The following is a 15,397-nucleotide window of genomic DNA, read 5'->3' on the forward strand; positions in this document are numbered from 1 at the left end:
TATGCGCAGCCTCCTCTTTCTTGTCGTCATAGTGATCGGCCTCGCATCGCCTGTCCGTGCTGCGGACGATGTCGCGGCGGCGCAGAAGATCATCCGCTCCCAGGCCGATGCGCTGGTGCGCGACGACGCTGTAGCTGCCTATGGGTTCGCAGCGCCCGACATCCAGAGCATTTTCACCGATCCCGACAGTTTCATGGACATGGTGCGCAACGCCTATGCGCCCATCTATCGCCATCGCAGCTTCGAATTCACCGAGAGCAATATGTCCAGTGGCATCATCGAGCAGAAAGTCCATATCGTCGATACCGATGGCGTGCCGTGGGATGCGCTTTATACGGTGGAGCCGCAACCTGATGGCAGCCTGAAGATCAGCGGCTGCATGTTGCTGAAGGTCGGCCAGGCTGTGTGACACCTCACAGCGGCATTCACATTCGCACCTCACATCATCTATAATAGGTCCTGCACGTCTCTCGTCCTACGGTTGCTTCCCGGGTGAATCTGTTGCGGTACCTGTCCCTCAGCACACTGTCTCCCATTGTCCTGGGCAGCCTGTTGGCGTGCGGGGTGTCGACCATCGCGATGGCCGACGTGCGTCGCCTGTCCCTGATGCCCGATCCGCGTGGTGAATTCATCCGGCTCTGTGCGCCCTTCATGGTGTCGCGCTATGCGCATCCCGAGGCGATCTGCGACTGCGTCCGCACCGCGCTGATCAACGAGATCGGCGATCGCGATATTCTCGACGCGATCCTGTACGGGGTCACCGAGCGCGGCGTCCCCACGCTGAACGAGAACTGGCTGCCGCCGGACAAACGAACCTTGATCCCGCGGACCATGACGGCGATTGCCGAGCCGACGCTTGATTGCATGTTCGGTAACGGCCCGGTCAAACGCGCGCTCGAAAACGTACCGATCGATGGACTTCCGGCGATGCCGCCAGTGCAGGATCTGACGCCTTAAGCGACAGACGCGCCCGGCGCGAAAGCCGTGCGGCGACGCGCGCGCAACATCAGCGCCGTGATGATAGTGACGTTGAGCGCATTCCAGGCGAGGCCGTTCATGAACGCTGCCGCGTAGGAGCCCGTGGCGTCGAAGATGACGCCGGACATCCAGCCACCAAGTGACATGCCACCCACCGTACCCAGGATAACGATGCCGACACGCGTAGCCGCCTGCGAGGCCGGCATCGCCTCGCGGATGATAATGGCATAGGCCGGCACCAGACCGCCCTGGAACAGGCCAAACATCGCCGAGATAATGTAGAGCGAAGCCAGACTGTCGAAGAACAGATAGAACAGCAGCGCAAAGCCCTGCAGCAACGAGCCAATCAACAGTGTGCGAATGCCGCCAATACGATCGGCGAGGAAGCCCGAGCCGACACGGCTGACGATGCCGCAGGCCAGCATCAGCGACAGCATCTCGGCGCCGCGTGTCACGCCGTAGCCGAGATCCCCGCAATAAGCGACGATGTGGACCTGCGGCATCGCCATGGCGACACAGCAGCCAATGCCAGCCACGAAGAGAAGCGTCGTCAGCGTGTTGTTGCTGAGCTGGAGATCGACCTTCGGCGGCGGCGCGTTGACGTGACTGCGTCGTGTGGCCGTGCCCATCTGCACACGCAGAACCGCGAGCATCAGCAGCATCAGGACGGTCGTAACGACCCCGACACTGATATGCGTCGAGCGCCAGCCGAAAGTCAGAATGCCCCAGCTGACAATGGGCGGCCAGAGCGTGCCGCCAATATAGCTGCCGGTTGCAGCGACAGTCACCGCGATGCCGCGCCGGCGCTCGAACCAGTGCGACGCCTCCGCCATCAGCGGTCCGAAGGTTGCCGACGACCCTGCCCCTATTACCACGTGAATAAGATTGAACTGCCAGAGCGCCGTGGACTGCGACGCGAAAAGATAGCCGGCGCCCATCAGCACCGTCGCAAGCGCGATCGTGGCCACGATGCCAAACCGGTCCGTGAGCCTGCCGGCGACCACGCCGCCGAGGCCGAAGCCGACCATGGTCAGGGTAAAGGCCAGCGACGCCGCGCCGCGGCTGGCGGCGAAATCGGCCTGGACGGCCGGGAGCGCCACCACCACCGACCACATGCCGACTGACCCGAGCGAGCCGATGATCAAGGCAAGCGACAGCCTGGTCCAGGCCTGACCGGAGTCAGGCAGGAACGGCGCCGAATCTGAAGTGGGGGTCGCGATGGTCACGGCGGCAACATCCTCGGCGTGTGCCCGCAGGTCAAGCGATCTGCCGAAGGATTAGGCATGCAGAAGCAGCGCAACAGACCCGTTCGGCCAAAACTGGCTCCGGGCTGGTGGCAAAGCCGCGCAGTAACGCCTCGTTAACCCTTTGCTAACCATACACACGGCAAAAATTGCCGAGTGGAGTCGCGTCTCGTCAGCCGACCGGGGGAATGCCCGTGGATGCCAGTGCGGTGCCTCACTTGCGGATCGGCGGCCCTTCGGCCGCTGCGCAGACGTTCGGCAGTCGCGAACGACATTCGCGCGGGGAAGCGGCATCGATGACGGATTTGATCGCGGGTCAGGGTCTGGGGGCACCCAAGAGCGGCGGTTTCGACTTCGCCAGCATCAGGACGAACGTCTTGCGCGGCGATATCGGCCTCGCATTTGGCGTTCTGATCATCCTTGTCGTGCTGATCATGCCGCTGCCGGCGATCGTGATGGATCTGTTCCTCGCGATCTCCATCACCATGTCGGTGCTGATCCTGATGACGGCACTGTTCACCCAGACGCCGCTGGAATTCTCGTCGTTCCCGACCGTGCTGCTGATCTCGACCATGTTGCGGCTGTCGCTGAACCTGGCATCGACCCGCCTGATCCTGTCCCATGGTCACGAAGGCACCGCCGCCGCCGGCCACGTCATCGAGGCGTTCGGCAATTTCGTGATGGGTGGCAACTTCGTCATTGGCATCGTCGTGTTCGCGATCCTGGTGATCGTGAACTTCATCGTCATCACCAAGGGTTCGGGCCGTATCGCCGAAGTCGCGGCACGCTTCCAGTTGGACTCGATGCCCGGCAAGCAGATGGCGATCGACGCCGATCTGTCGGCCGGCCTGATCGACGAGGCCACCGCCAAATCGCGCCGCAAGGACCTTGAAGACGAAAGTGGCTTCTTCGGCGCCATGGACGGTGCTTCCAAGTTCGTCCGCGGCGATGCCATTGCCGGCCTGCTTATCACCGCCATCAACGTCATCGGCGGGATCATCATCGGTGTCGCGCAGCAGGGCCTGTCGTTCTCGGAAGCTGGCCGCACCTATACCTTGCTGACCGTCGGCGACGGCCTGGTCACACAGGTTCCGGCGCTGATCGTCTCCACCGCCGCAGGCCTGCTCGTCTCGAAGGCCGGCATTACCGGCGCCGCCGACAAGACGCTGATCAAGCAATTCTCCGGCTATCCGCAGGCGCTGGGTATGTCGGCCGGCGTCATGCTGACGCTGGCGCTGCTGCCGGGCATTCCGATACTGCCGTTCCTCGCACTCGGCGGCGGCGCAGCCTACCTCGCCGTCACCGCCAACAAGCGCAACAAGGTTGCGCGTGCCGAAGTCGCGCATCAGGCCGCAGCGCCCGCCGCCGCCGCAGCAGCGCAAGCCGCCGCCGCGGACGAGCCGATTTCCGCATCGCTGAAGATCGACGATCTCAAGATCGAACTCGGCTACGCGCTGCTGCCGCTGGTCAATGGCCCGGACGGCACCGATCGCCTCACCGAGCAGATCAAGGCACTGCGCAAGTCGCTCGCCGTCGAAATGGGTTTCGTGATGCCGTCGGTCCGAATTCTGGACAACGTGCAGCTCGAAGCCAACACCTACATCATCAAGATCAAGGAAGTGGACGCCGGCACCGGCCGCATCTGGCCGAACCAGTTCATGGTCATGGATCCCGGCGGCAATCAGGTCAATGTCCCGGGCATTCACACCACCGAGCCGACCTTCGGCCTGCCCGCCACCTGGGTCGATGCCGGCCTGAAGGAAGAAGCCTCGCTCAAGGGCTACACCGTGGTCGATGCCGCCACGGTGCTGTCGACGCATCTGACAGAGCTGCTGAAGGGCAACATGTCGGATCTCCTGTCTTACGGCGAAGTGCAGAAGCTGTTGAAGGACCTGCCGAAGGAACAAGGCGAACTGGTCAAGGACATCGTCCCGTCGCTCATCACCGTGTCGGGCATCCAGCGCGTGCTGCAATTGCTGCTCACCGAACGTATTTCGGTGCGCGATCTCTCGACCATCCTCGAAGGCATTGCCGACGCCCTCGCCTTCTCGCGCAACCCGTCGACCATCGTCGAGCATGTACGTGCGCGCCTCGCGCGACAGATCTGCGCGCAGAACACGTCCTACAACGGCTACCTGCCGCTCATCGCACTGTCGGCGCAGTGGGAGCAGGCCTTCGCGGAATCGATCATCGGCACCGGCGAAGAACGCAGTCTCGCGATGCAGCCATCGAAGCTGTCGGAATTCATGACCACCGTGCGCGATCGTTTCGAACAGGCCGCGCGTGAAGGCGAAGCGCCGGTGCTGGTCACCTCGGCCTCGATCCGGCCGTTCGTGCGGTCGCTGGTGGAACGGTTCCGTGCGCAAACCACCGTGCTGTCCCAGGCGGAAATCCACCCCCGCGCGCGCCTGAAGACCGTCGGAAGCGTCTGATTCGGCGCCAAGAGGCTAGCAACCTTGCCCGAAACCGATGTAAATTCGTCACAGACAAGAGATTTGCCAGAATGTCGCAGCCCGAGGCCATTTCGGGGCGACGATGCAAATCATACCCAACACTCTGATAATAAATAATAATCTGTGAATTTCAGGACCAGGCTGGGTGCTTCAATCGCGCCGGATCACGTCTTATCACTGCCTTGTGATCGACTATTTGGAACGGAACGGCCCAACACCACGTTTCCTATGCGTGATGAGTTGAACCTGCCGACGCGGACACGACACAAACGGTCGTAGGCAGAGTAAGACGGCAGGGAGCGTTTCCAATGAACCACTCGATTTACAGCGCGGATCGCATGACCCACCTCAAGGTGGTGATCGTTGCTCTGGTCGCCGGTATCTTCGTGGCAGGCTTCGGAATCTCGGCCCGCATGAATGCTGACGAAGGCTACAGCCAGACCGCCAGCGCTCGCGTGATCAAAGCAGGCCAGCCGGTTGCTGTCACCAATTCGAACGCCAGCATGGTCCGCTAAGGAATTCAGGAATTCGCGTGGCGATGTCCCCCAAGGTCGTCAGGTGAATACATGAAGCTCCACTTCCCCCCGAGTGGACTTCTGAATGGAAAACGCCCGCTCCCCACGGGCGTTTTTCTTTTGTGGGTAGCTTTGTTTGCGACGTCATCTGCACCGCGATCACGGCGTAACGGATCTGTAAAGCGCCTTCGCGAAAGCCACCCTACGACCTCCCTGAATTTGAATGTCAAACAGCCACTGCCCTTCGGACATGCGACATCGCCCCTGTTGTTTGCGGCGCGGGGGCGCCGTCGTGTCTTGCATTCCCACCCCCTGTTGAGAGGGCATGCGGAACGCCGGGTGCCCGTTGCACCCTTGGGCCTGATGCGAATGCGGTCTTCCGCAATTGTGAGTGCATCAGGACTTTCGGAGGCGCCGAGCGAGTGCCCGACGTTCCGCATACGGTGTTTTTTCGGTTGCCTGCACATCTGCCATGGCGAACGGTCCCATCACCAAAATTAGTGTCCCAGGGCGGAGGGACAGGGAGCCTCAAGCGAGTAAGCCGGACGCGTTTCGAGTTGGTCGTCCGTCACACTGTCCAGAGGGTCTTTCCATCCCAAGGCCGGCCGTCTCCTTGCCAGTGGCAGTGCTGGCGCAGATCCGTCCTGCCCGAAGACAGACGTCACCCCCAAACCGCGTAACGCCGCATCTCCGGCGTCCACCGCATCCAGCCCCGCGAACGTGACGATCGCGCTCGCCCCTCTCATCGGGGCTGGACGAACGAGAATATAATCCATATAGGGATGATGTCAACGGGAAATAGGAAAAAATGTTTGATCGCCGTCTCGCCACCCCACACTGTCATTCCGGGGCGCGGGCGCGCCTTCGCGCGCGCGAACCCGGAATCCCAGCATGGGAATCTCCACACAGCGCAAAACACTCTCAGATTCGGGTTCGCATTGCAGCGGCTGCGCCGCTTTCATGCGCCCCGGAATGACGAGTTCCCTCACCGCGCCGGCGGCACGGTCTCGATCAGCTTGCCGGTGAACACGATCGGGCCGGTGGCTGCACCGGTCGGCGAACCGCCTTCCGGCTCGACGGTCACGGCATAGGTAGCCTGATTGACGACGTCGGGATCATAGGCAGCGAGTGCAGCGCGCGATGTGAATTCATTGCTGCCGATCACGCCGAGCGAGCGCGGGCGCTGCAGCTTGTCGGACACAATCCAGAGCTCGTAGCTTTTGCCGGCCTGCGCTTCAGCCCCAACCTTGCGCACTGTAAAGTTTTTGGTCGCCGCATCGACAGTAAGGATGAATGCGGGCGACGCAGCGTCGGTCTGCAGCAACGCGACGTATTGCGACTGAGCCGCTGCTGGCGGCGCGACCGGCGCGGGCGCCTGCGCAACCTGCTGCACTGCCTTCGGGCGTAAACCTGCCGGCAGCAATTCGGGGCGATAGGCCTGCACGGCGATCAGCGCAACAAGCATGGCGGCAATCGCTGTCATGCCGGTGGCAACACCGCGCCAGCGTTTTGCCTGGACCGAGAAATCAATCACGTTCGAACGATCGAGCGTCGCACTATTAAGATTCGAAGGATCGATCGCAGGCTGCTCAGCAACGGCCGCCGCTGCAGCGACAGGCTGCGGCGCTTCCGGATGCACGATCGCTTCTTGCGTACCGGCCAGACCGATCGCAACGCGGATTTTCTCCCAGACTTCAGGACGCGGCTCGACAAGGCCGACCATCTGATTCAAAACGCCAAGCTTGCGCTCCCACGCCTCGACCACAGCGGCAAAATCCTTGTCGACGGACATCATGGTCTCGACCTGCACGCGCTCTTCGGCACTGAGCGTGCCAAGCGCATATTCCGCGGCAAGCGCGATATGGTCTTCGCTATAGGCCATCATGTCAGTCCCAGACACTCCCGGATGTCCATCATACTGCGGCGCAGCCACGTCTTCACTGTATTGACCGGCGCTTCGAACTTCGTCGCGAGTTGTTCGCGGCTCCAGCCATTGTAGTAAGCAAGCAGCACCAGTTTCTGGCGGTCCGGTTCAAGCCGGCCCACGCACTCCAACAAGCGCTTCAATTCTTCGGTCATTTCCTGACGCGCGAGCGGGTCAGGTGTATCGGCTGCCACTTCCATTGCAGCCGGCTCTTCCTCGATAGACGTTTCGCTTCTCTTGCGAACTACATCGATGGCCCGGTTACGAGCGATCGACGCCATCCACGTGATCGGCGAAGCAACACCGGGATTGAATTGCCCGGCGCTGTTCCAGATCTTGACATAGGCCTCCTGGATGACTTCCTCCGCGAGATCCTGTCTGCGCAAGATACGGAGCACGACACCAAAGAGTTTCGCGCGCGTCGCCGCATAGAGTCGCTCGAAGGCGACTTCATCCCCTTTGGCAACTGCGGCAAGAAGCCAGACCAGTTCAGCCGGCGTCAGCATTACGTCTCCCCAACCTCAATATACCTTTCGCCTTACGGAGGTGCCGCCCGGCGGTATTCCCTGTCGTAACATAGATTATAGCAAGCGGGCCATGTCGCTGTTTATGCTGTGGATAGACCACAAACAGCAAACCCGGACCTCGCGGCCCGGGCTTGATGACTTCAATCTTTGAGGCTCGTTGGCTCGCCGCTTCTGCGGATCAGGCCACTGCGCCGATGCGGGCACGCATCAGGCCAATGCTGTCGAGGTCGGCCTGTTCGCGTGCGTTCTCTTCGTCGCGTGCACGGGCCTGGTCGCGCTCGTCGAGCAGTTCGACCTTCTTGAGTTCTTCGAAAGCTTCACTCAGCAATGCCTTCGCGTCTTCGAGCTGCACGCGCAGCTCATCGGCCGACCGTGTCAGGTTCTCGCGACGTTGAATCGCAGCCTTGGCGTAGGTCGGATAGGCAAAGTGAGTGGGATCCTGAATACCGGCGCGATCCTGCTCGGTCTGGATCTCGCGCTCGAGATCGACCGACATGCGCTGGAAATCCGCAATCATGCCTTCGATCTGATTGACCCGTCGGCGCTTCTCATCGACCTGGAACTTTTTCAGGCGGATCAGTGTGTCACGTGACTTCATCGACTCATACTCCCCAGAAGTCCCAGTCTCAACGCGGGACACAACCGGACAACCGCAAGGGGCTGACCGGCCGAAATTCTTCTCTGAGGGTCATGATGGCCTGACAAAGTTAGCGTTCCGTTTCCAAACCACCAACGATTTGTTGCAGTTGCTGATAGCCTTGGGCCAGTCCGCAGACTTCGTCCTTGCGTTGCCGCAGGAATGCCTCAAGCGGCTCATGGAGCCGGATCGCCTCGTCCACTTCCGGACTGGAACCGGCGCGATAGGCGCCGAGCCGGATCAGCTCCTCCATATCGGAATAGGTCGCCATGATCTGCCGGGCCCGCGTGATCGTCGGCAAATAAGCCGGGTCGCAGGACCGCGGCATGGTTCGCGACACCGACTTCAGGATATTGATAGCAGGATAGCGGCCTCGCTCGGCGATACCGCGTTGCATCACGATATGGCCATCGAGAATGCCGCGCACGGCGTCAGCAACGGGTTCGTTGTGATCGTCGCCGTCGACCAGCACCGTGAAGATACCGGTGATCGAGCCTTCGTCGGTGCCCGGCCCTGCCCGCTCCAGCAGCTTCGGCAGTTCGGTGAACACCGTCGGCGTATAGCCTTTTGCAGTCGGCGGCTCGCCGACGGACAGGCCGATCTCGCGCTGCGCCATGGCGAAACGCGTGACCGAGTCCATCATGCACATGACGTCCTTGCCCTCATCGCGGAAGAACTCCGAGATCGACAGCGTCAGATAGGCCGCTTGGCGCCGCATCAGTGCAGGCTCGTCCGAAGTCGCCACGACCACGACGGCGCGTGCGAGACCTTCTTCGCCCAAGTCCTCCTGCAAGAACTCCTGCACTTCACGGCCACGTTCGCCGATCAGACCGATGACCGAGACGTCGGCATCGACATTGCGTGCCAACATGGACAGCAAGACCGACTTGCCGACGCCGGAGCCCGCAAAGATGCCCATGCGCTGGCCGCGGCAGCAGGTCAGGAAGGTATTGAGCGAGCGCACCCCGAGATCGAGCGGCGCGCCGACGCGTTTGCGAGAATGGGCGGGCGGCGGAGACGCGCGATACGGCATTGGTGCCGGCCCCTGCAGCAACGGCCCCTTGCCGTCGATCGGCTCGCCCATCGCATTCACGACGCGGCCGAGCCAGGCGATCGAGGGCCGCACCTGGCTGGCAGCATTGGCGATCACCGCCCGGCAGCCGCGGCGTACGCCTTCCAGTCCGGCGAAGGGCATCACCACGGCGTTGTCGCCACTGAAACCGATCACCTCGGCGGGGATGGAACGGCTTGTGCCGGTCTCGATGGTAATTCGGGCACCGACCGACATCGCATGGATCGGCCCGGCCACCTCAACCATTAACCCACGAACACCGACCACCCGGCCGTAAATATTGACGCCATCGAGGTCAGTAATCTGTTCCGCAAGGGCTTTCATTGCAAAACCCTTAAGTTTCGCTTCATTGCCGGCTCGGCCTTAACCCCGTGTTTACCCGCATCGTTAATCATTACGTCACTGTCTTGGATGACTGAGAGCATTCGCGCCATCAGAATGAAGGGGCGAGTCGATGGAGTCGGTTAAGTCCGGCTCTTAATGTGGAGCTTGAACGGGTACGGGTACAAAAAGAGTCTTTGCTGCAACATCTTATGGCGATTCGACAAAAATTGCACGATTAGAGCTTGCGCTGAAGAATCAGGTTTTGTTAACCATATCCAGTCAGGATCCGAATCAGTTGTTCGTAGGCGTTTTTTGGTGCCGCAAGTATGGCGGCCGACCTGACGCCCGGAGCGGCGACTAAAGGGGACTGGCATGCGCGTTTTGCTAATTGAAGATGATAGCGCCGTTGCGCAGTCGATTGAGCTGATGCTCAAATCCGAGAGTTTCAACGTCTATACGACGGATCTCGGAGAAGAGGGCGTCGATCTCGGCAAGCTCTACGACTACGATATTATCCTGCTCGATCTTAATCTGCCGGACATGTCCGGTTACGATGTGCTCAAGCAGCTGCGGGTGTCCAAGATCAAGACCCCGATCCTCATTCTCTCGGGCCTCGCCGGCATCGAGGACAAGGTCAAGGGTCTCGGCGTTGGCGCCGACGACTACATGACCAAGCCCTTCCACAAGGACGAGCTGGTTGCCCGCATTCATGCGATCGTGCGCCGCTCCAAGGGCCACGCCCAGTCGGTCATCCAGACCGGCGACCTGGTGGTCAATCTCGATACCAAGACGGTGGAAGTCGGCGGTCAGCGCGTCCATCTGACGGGCAAGGAATACCAGATGCTGGAGCTGCTCTCGCTCCGCAAGGGTACGACCCTCACCAAGGAAATGTTCCTCAACCACCTCTATGGTGGCATGGACGAGCCCGAACTGAAGATCATTGACGTTTTCATCTGCAAGCTGCGCAAGAAGCTGGCGAATGCTTCCGAAGGCCGCAACTTCATCGAAACCGTCTGGGGCCGTGGCTATGTGCTCCGCGAGCCGCACGAAGAAGAGATCCGCATCCCGGCTTGAGTTTCAAGCCGGCTTGAGCGTCACTCCCCGAAAGTTCTCACGAAACCCCGCCCTCACCGGCGGGGTTTTTGTTTGCGTGGATGAACTCTCCCATTGCTCGCCGAGACGAATACAATGAGCGGTATCGAGCGATGTCGCTTGAAGCGCATTCGGGGGCGGAATGGTTCTGCAATCTCTGGTCGGGCTGCCGGCCTTCCTGGTCTATTTCTGCACCGGCATCGTCGCCGTGATGCTGTATCTGTTCGTCTATCTGCGCGTGACCGCACATGACGAGTTCGTACTGATCCGCAAGGATTGCGCGCCGGCAGCGATCGCGCTCGGGCTCAGCCTGCTCGGCTTCGTGCTGCCGGTGGCCAGCGCCATCGTCCATTCCGCCAATGTCATCGACTGCCTGATCTGGGCGATCATCGCGCTGATTGTGCAGATCGCCGTCTATTTCATTCTCCGCATTCCGGTGCCGCAATTGTCGGATCGCATCGCCAATGGCGAGATGGCCTCGGCCCTCTGGCTCGGCCTCGCCTCCCTTGCCGCCGGCGTGCTGAACGCCGCCTCCATGGTGTATTCGCCATGACAAGCGAGCCCGCAAAGAACTTCGGCAAGCGCCGTCCCGTGCAGCCGATGCCTGAGGAAGCCCCGTCGCGCAAACGTTCCAACCATGTGGCGCTCCTGCTCATGGGCACGATGGCCCTGGGCGGCGGCGCCTATGCGCTGATGCCGAGTGAACATTGCGACCCGAACCGCGCTGCCATCGCCGGCCAGCAGCAGGAGTGTCAGCAGCGCAGTTCGTCGTCATCCTCCGGCGGCCATGGCTATTCGGGAAGCAGCAGCTCATCCGGACGCAGCAACTTCGCCAGCACCGGATCGTCATCCAGCAGCGGATATGACGGCTCATCATCCAGCAGCAGCCACGTCACCCATGGTGGCTTCGGCTCCTTCGCCTCGCATTTCTCCGGCGGCGGCTAGTTTCTCATGCAACGCATCGCATGTTCCGAGCGCGACGATTGGCAGGCCACCGCGGCCGCGACGGGCTTCGTATTTCATACCGAGGCCGGCGACCGCTATTGGGATGAGCGCGCCTACTACGCTTTCACGCTGGATGAGATCGAGCGTCAGATCGAAGCCCCGACTGCCGAACTCAACGCGATGTGCCGCGAGCTGGTCAGCCGCGCGGTCAAGGATGAGCGCTATCTACGGCTGCTGAAGATTCCGCAGGCTTACTGGACCTTCATCGCCGCAAGCTGGCAGCGCAACGATCCGAGCCTTTACGGCCGTTTCGATTTCCAGTTCGACGGCAAAGGCCCGGCAAAGCTGCTCGAATACAACGCGGATACGCCAACCTCACTGTTCGAGGCCGCGGTGTTTCAATGGACCTGGCTCGAACAGGCGATCGAGCGCCAGATCATCCCGAAGCGGGCGGATCAATACAACTCGCTGCATGAGCGCCTCATCGGAGCCTGGCGCAAGATCGGCACCGACAAAGCCATTCATCTCGCAGCCACCATGGACAATGCCGAGGACCGCGGCACAGTACAGTATCTCGCCGATGTCGCGCAGCAAGGCGGCCTCACACCGGCGCTGATCGACATCAAGGACATCGGTTATGCCGATAGCGGGCACTTCGTCGATCTCGAGGACCAGCCGATCGACCTGATGTTCAAGCTTTATCCGTGGGAATGGATGTTCCGCGAGGCATTCGGCGGCCGTCTGAAAGGCGCATCGACGCGCTGGATCGAGCCACCGTGGAAAGCCATTCTGTCCAACAAGGGCATCCTGCCGCTGCTATGGGCGATGTTTCCGAACCACCCGAACCTGCTGCCGGCCTATTTCGACGATGATGCTGCAGCCGCTGAGCTCGGCACATCCTATGTGCGCAAGCCGCTCTATTCGCGCGAAGGCGCCAATGTCACGCTGGTGAGCGGCGGCAGCGCCATCGATGCGCAGCCCGGTCCCTATGGCGAAGAAGGTTTCATCCGGCAGACGCTAATGCCGCTGCCGAACTTTGCGGATCAGTATCCGGTGCTGGGCAGCTGGCTGGTCGAAGACGTGCCATGCGGGCTCTCGATCCGCGAGGATGAGAATCCGATCACCGGCAACATGTCACGCTTCATTCCGCACGCGATCCTGTGACGGAGCTCAGCGCGCCGGCGCAGCAGCAGCCTTCAGACCCACAGGCGTCATGCTCGGCACGATCGACGGTGCGGCACGGACGACGTTCGGACGGTACAGGCCACGCTTGTCGGCATGCGGCTTGAACGCGTCGGTCAGACCGACAACGGTCTCTGCGGCGCCCAGCGCCAGGAAGCCATCGGGCTCCGTACACTTGGCCAGACGACCAAAGATCTGCGTCTTCATCTCCTGATCGAAATAGATCAGCACGTTGCGGCAGAAGATGATGTCGAACTTGCCCATGCTGGAGAAGTCCTGCAGCAGATTGAGCGGCTTGTACTGGATCATCGACCGGATCTCCGGATTGATCTGCCACATTTCGCCGGTCTGCTTGAAGTATTTCACCAGCAGCTGGATCGGCAATCCGCGCTGGACTTCGAACTGGGTGTAGATGCCCGACTTCGACTTCTCGAGCACCTGCTGCGAGATGTCGGTACCGATAATCTCGATCCGCCATCCGGCGAGCTGGGCGCTCATTTCCTTGATGGTCATCGCAATCGAATACGGCTCCTGACCGGTCGACGCCGCCGCACACCAGATCCGCAGGCTCTTGCGGGCCGCGCGGGCCTGGATCATCTCCGGCAGCACGACATCGCGCAGATGGTCGAACGGGACCTTATCGCGGAAGAAGAAGGTTTCGTTGGTGGTCATCGCTTCGACCACGTCGGACGCGAGCGTGGCTGCGCCGTTCTTGATCTTCTGCACCAGCTCTTCAAGACCCGACAGGTTGGCCTTGCGTGCGAGCGGCATCAACCGGCTTTCGACCAGATACTGCTTGTCAGCAGACAGATCGAGACCCGAACGCTCCTTCAGAAACTTGCGCAGGAAATCATAGTCTGCCGGTGTCATGACCGATCTCCCGAGAAAAGACGAACCACTTTCGAACCGATCTGATTGAGCGGTAGGATAGCCGAGCAGATGCCCGCATTGGCGGCAGCGCCGGGCATACCCCACACCACGCTCGATGCTTCGTCCTGCGCGATGACGTTGCCGCCGGCCGCAACGATATCCTTGCCGCCGCGCATGCCGTCCGAACCCATGCCTGTCAACACAACGGCGAGAATGGCGCCGTGCCAGACGTCGATGGCAGACGTGAACAGCGGATCGACAGCAGGCTTGCAGAAGTTCACCGGCGGACCGTCATCGAGCGCGATGGCGATGTTGGCGCCCTGCTTGACGGCGCGCATATGCTTGCCGCCCGGCGCGAGATAGATCTGACCGGCCTTGACGAGTTCACCATCGACACCTTCGCGAGCCGGACGCTTGCTGGCCCGGGCGAGATGTTCGGCGAGAATGGTCGTGAAGGTCGGCGGCATGTGCTGCGTGATCAGAACAGGCACCTTGTCGATCACGGCGCCGATTTCGGCAACCAGCGTCATCAGGGCCTGCGGACCACCCGTGGACGAACCGATCAGCAGCGCGCGTGGCATCGTGGCACTGAAGGGACGCTTCACGAGCTGCGCCTGCGCGGCGACTGATGACACGGACTTGAAAGACGGCGCAGCCTCGCGGGCCGCGGGAGCCGGCACGATGGACGGCGTCGTCGCTGACTTCAGGCGCCGAACCTTCGCGCCAAGATGACGGATCTTCTGCAGCAGGTCGTGTTTGAAGACGTCGGCTGCGGAAATCTCCCGGGTGCTCTCCGGTTTCGGAATGTAATCGGCGGCGCCGAGCGACATCGCCTTGAAGCTGATCTCCGCGTTCCGGCGGGTCAGCGTCGACGCCATGATGATAATGAGATTCCGCTTCTTCGCCAGCAGCTGCGGCAGCGCCGAAATGCCGTCGAGCTCCGGCATTTCTATATCGAGAATGGCAACGTCGGGATTGATGCGCTCGATCTGGTTGACAGCATCGAGACCGGTGCGAAGTGAGGCCGCGACCGACATATCCGGCTCGGCTTCGATCCAGCGCGAAATCAGGCCGCGAATGACGACAGAGTCGTCCACCACCATGACTCGCAGTGGTTCATACCGCGAATCGACGACAGGAGGACTTATCACATCAACACTCATGAACTCACCGGACGCAACACAACGCGACAAATGCACTGACAAAACAAATGCACAAACAAAAAGGCAGGCGCCGGAAGTGGAATACGCAATTCCGGCGTAAAAGTTAGATCAGGCCGACTTCCTGAAACTTCGCCGACACGATTTCCTTGTCGAACGGTTTCATGATGTATTCGTTCGCGCCGGCATGCAGAGCGCGCGCGATATGGGCCACGTCGTTCTCGGTCGTGCAGAACACGACCTTCGGAACGTCGCCGCCAGGCATGCGGCGCAGGTTACGCAGGAATTCGTAACCATCCATCACCGGCATGTTCCAATCAAGCAGAACAGCGTCCGGCAAGTTCTGCTTGCAGATTTCGAGCGCTTTCTCGCCGTCTTCAGCTTCGGTGATCTCGAAATCGAGACCTTCGAGAATCCGACGGGCGACCTTACGGATGACACTGGAGTCATCGACAACCAGACATGTCTTCATGT

The 15,397-nt window shown here is 61.1% G+C and carries 16 protein-coding genes; 8 read left to right on the forward strand and 8 right to left on the reverse strand.

The window, feature by feature from the left end; translation table 11 throughout:
- The first annotated feature begins 1 nt into the window (after position 1).
- Both AB8A38_RS10720 and AB8A38_RS10725 read left to right on the forward strand, forming a co-directional pair.
- Entirely contained in the window at positions 2-409 is a 408-nt protein-coding gene (locus AB8A38_RS10720; RefSeq protein ID WP_439085962.1) for a DUF4864 domain-containing protein, read from the forward strand.
- 155 nt (positions 410-564) lie between these two features.
- Positions 565-957, forward strand: a complete 393-nt coding sequence (locus AB8A38_RS10725) for a hypothetical protein (protein ID WP_315841184.1) — start codon at positions 565-567, stop codon at positions 955-957.
- Here the strand turns inward: AB8A38_RS10725 and AB8A38_RS10730 are convergent.
- Entirely contained in the window at positions 954-2,198 is a 1,245-nt protein-coding gene (locus tag AB8A38_RS10730; protein ID WP_439088497.1) for an MFS transporter, read from the reverse strand. The two genes, AB8A38_RS10725 and AB8A38_RS10730, sit on opposite strands and share 4 nt — an antisense overlap.
- A gap of 218 nt (positions 2,199-2,416) precedes the next feature.
- Between AB8A38_RS10730 and flhA the strand changes: the two genes are divergently transcribed.
- Both flhA and AB8A38_RS10740 read left to right on the forward strand, forming a co-directional pair.
- Positions 2,417-4,654, forward strand: a complete 2,238-nt coding sequence (gene flhA, locus AB8A38_RS10735; RefSeq protein WP_439085963.1) for a flagellar biosynthesis protein FlhA — start codon at positions 2,417-2,419, stop codon at positions 4,652-4,654.
- A gap of 329 nt (positions 4,655-4,983) precedes the next feature.
- On the forward strand, positions 4,984-5,190 hold the full coding sequence (locus AB8A38_RS10740) for a hypothetical protein (RefSeq protein WP_315841181.1): 207 nt from the start codon (positions 4,984-4,986) through the stop codon (positions 5,188-5,190).
- Positions 5,191-6,175: 985 nt separating this feature from the next.
- Here AB8A38_RS10740 and AB8A38_RS10745 read toward each other — a convergent pair.
- The 4 genes from AB8A38_RS10745 to fliI form a co-directional block, all read right to left on the reverse strand.
- On the reverse strand, positions 6,176-7,072 hold the full coding sequence (locus tag AB8A38_RS10745; protein WP_439088498.1) for an anti-sigma factor: 897 nt from the start codon (positions 7,070-7,072) through the stop codon (positions 6,176-6,178).
- Positions 7,072-7,620, reverse strand: a complete 549-nt coding sequence (locus AB8A38_RS10750) for a sigma-70 family RNA polymerase sigma factor (protein ID WP_439085964.1) — start codon at positions 7,618-7,620, stop codon at positions 7,072-7,074. The genes AB8A38_RS10745 and AB8A38_RS10750 overlap by 1 nt, the downstream gene beginning before the upstream one ends.
- Positions 7,621-7,819: 199 nt before the next feature.
- On the reverse strand, positions 7,820-8,239 hold the full coding sequence (gene fliJ, locus AB8A38_RS10755) for a flagellar export protein FliJ (protein ID WP_068737112.1): 420 nt from the start codon (positions 8,237-8,239) through the stop codon (positions 7,820-7,822).
- A 109-nt stretch (positions 8,240-8,348) separates the two neighbouring features.
- A complete protein-coding gene (gene fliI / locus AB8A38_RS10760) occupies positions 8,349-9,674 on the reverse strand; it encodes a flagellar protein export ATPase FliI (RefSeq protein ID WP_089267515.1) in 1,326 nt (441 codons plus the stop codon).
- 372 nt (positions 9,675-10,046) lie between these two features.
- Between fliI and ctrA the strand changes: the two genes are divergently transcribed.
- The 4 genes from ctrA to AB8A38_RS10780 all read left to right on the forward strand — a co-directional run bounded on the left by ctrA (position 10,047) and on the right by AB8A38_RS10780 (position 12,875).
- Entirely contained in the window at positions 10,047-10,748 is a 702-nt protein-coding gene (gene ctrA, locus AB8A38_RS10765) for a response regulator transcription factor CtrA (RefSeq protein ID WP_068737116.1), read from the forward strand.
- A 160-nt stretch (positions 10,749-10,908) separates the two neighbouring features.
- Complete coding sequence (locus AB8A38_RS10770; protein ID WP_439085965.1) at positions 10,909-11,319, forward strand: DUF350 domain-containing protein; 411 nt, start codon at positions 10,909-10,911, stop codon at positions 11,317-11,319.
- Entirely contained in the window at positions 11,316-11,711 is a 396-nt protein-coding gene (locus tag AB8A38_RS10775) for a hypothetical protein (RefSeq protein ID WP_439085966.1), read from the forward strand. Before AB8A38_RS10770 ends, AB8A38_RS10775 begins: the two co-directional genes overlap by 4 nt.
- A 6-nt stretch (positions 11,712-11,717) precedes the next feature.
- A complete protein-coding gene (locus tag AB8A38_RS10780; protein ID WP_439085967.1) occupies positions 11,718-12,875 on the forward strand; it encodes a glutathionylspermidine synthase family protein in 1,158 nt (385 codons plus the stop codon).
- A gap of 6 nt (positions 12,876-12,881) precedes the next feature.
- On the opposite strand, the gene AB8A38_RS10785 is transcribed toward AB8A38_RS10780, so the two are convergent.
- From AB8A38_RS10785 to AB8A38_RS10795, 3 genes are all read right to left on the reverse strand, one after another.
- A complete protein-coding gene (locus AB8A38_RS10785; RefSeq protein WP_315841177.1) occupies positions 12,882-13,763 on the reverse strand; it encodes a CheR family methyltransferase in 882 nt (293 codons plus the stop codon).
- Entirely contained in the window at positions 13,760-14,926 is a 1,167-nt protein-coding gene (locus AB8A38_RS10790; RefSeq protein ID WP_439085968.1) for a protein-glutamate methylesterase/protein-glutamine glutaminase, read from the reverse strand. Before AB8A38_RS10790 ends, AB8A38_RS10785 begins: the two co-directional genes overlap by 4 nt.
- 103 nt (positions 14,927-15,029) lie before the next feature.
- Positions 15,030-15,395, reverse strand: a complete 366-nt coding sequence (locus AB8A38_RS10795) for a response regulator (RefSeq protein WP_068737128.1) — start codon at positions 15,393-15,395, stop codon at positions 15,030-15,032.
- Positions 15,396-15,397: the final 2 nt, after the last annotated feature.

It is taken from the genome of Tardiphaga sp. 839_C3_N1_4 (genome assembly GCF_051811045.1).
GTDB lineage: Bacteria > Pseudomonadota > Alphaproteobacteria > Rhizobiales > Xanthobacteraceae > Tardiphaga.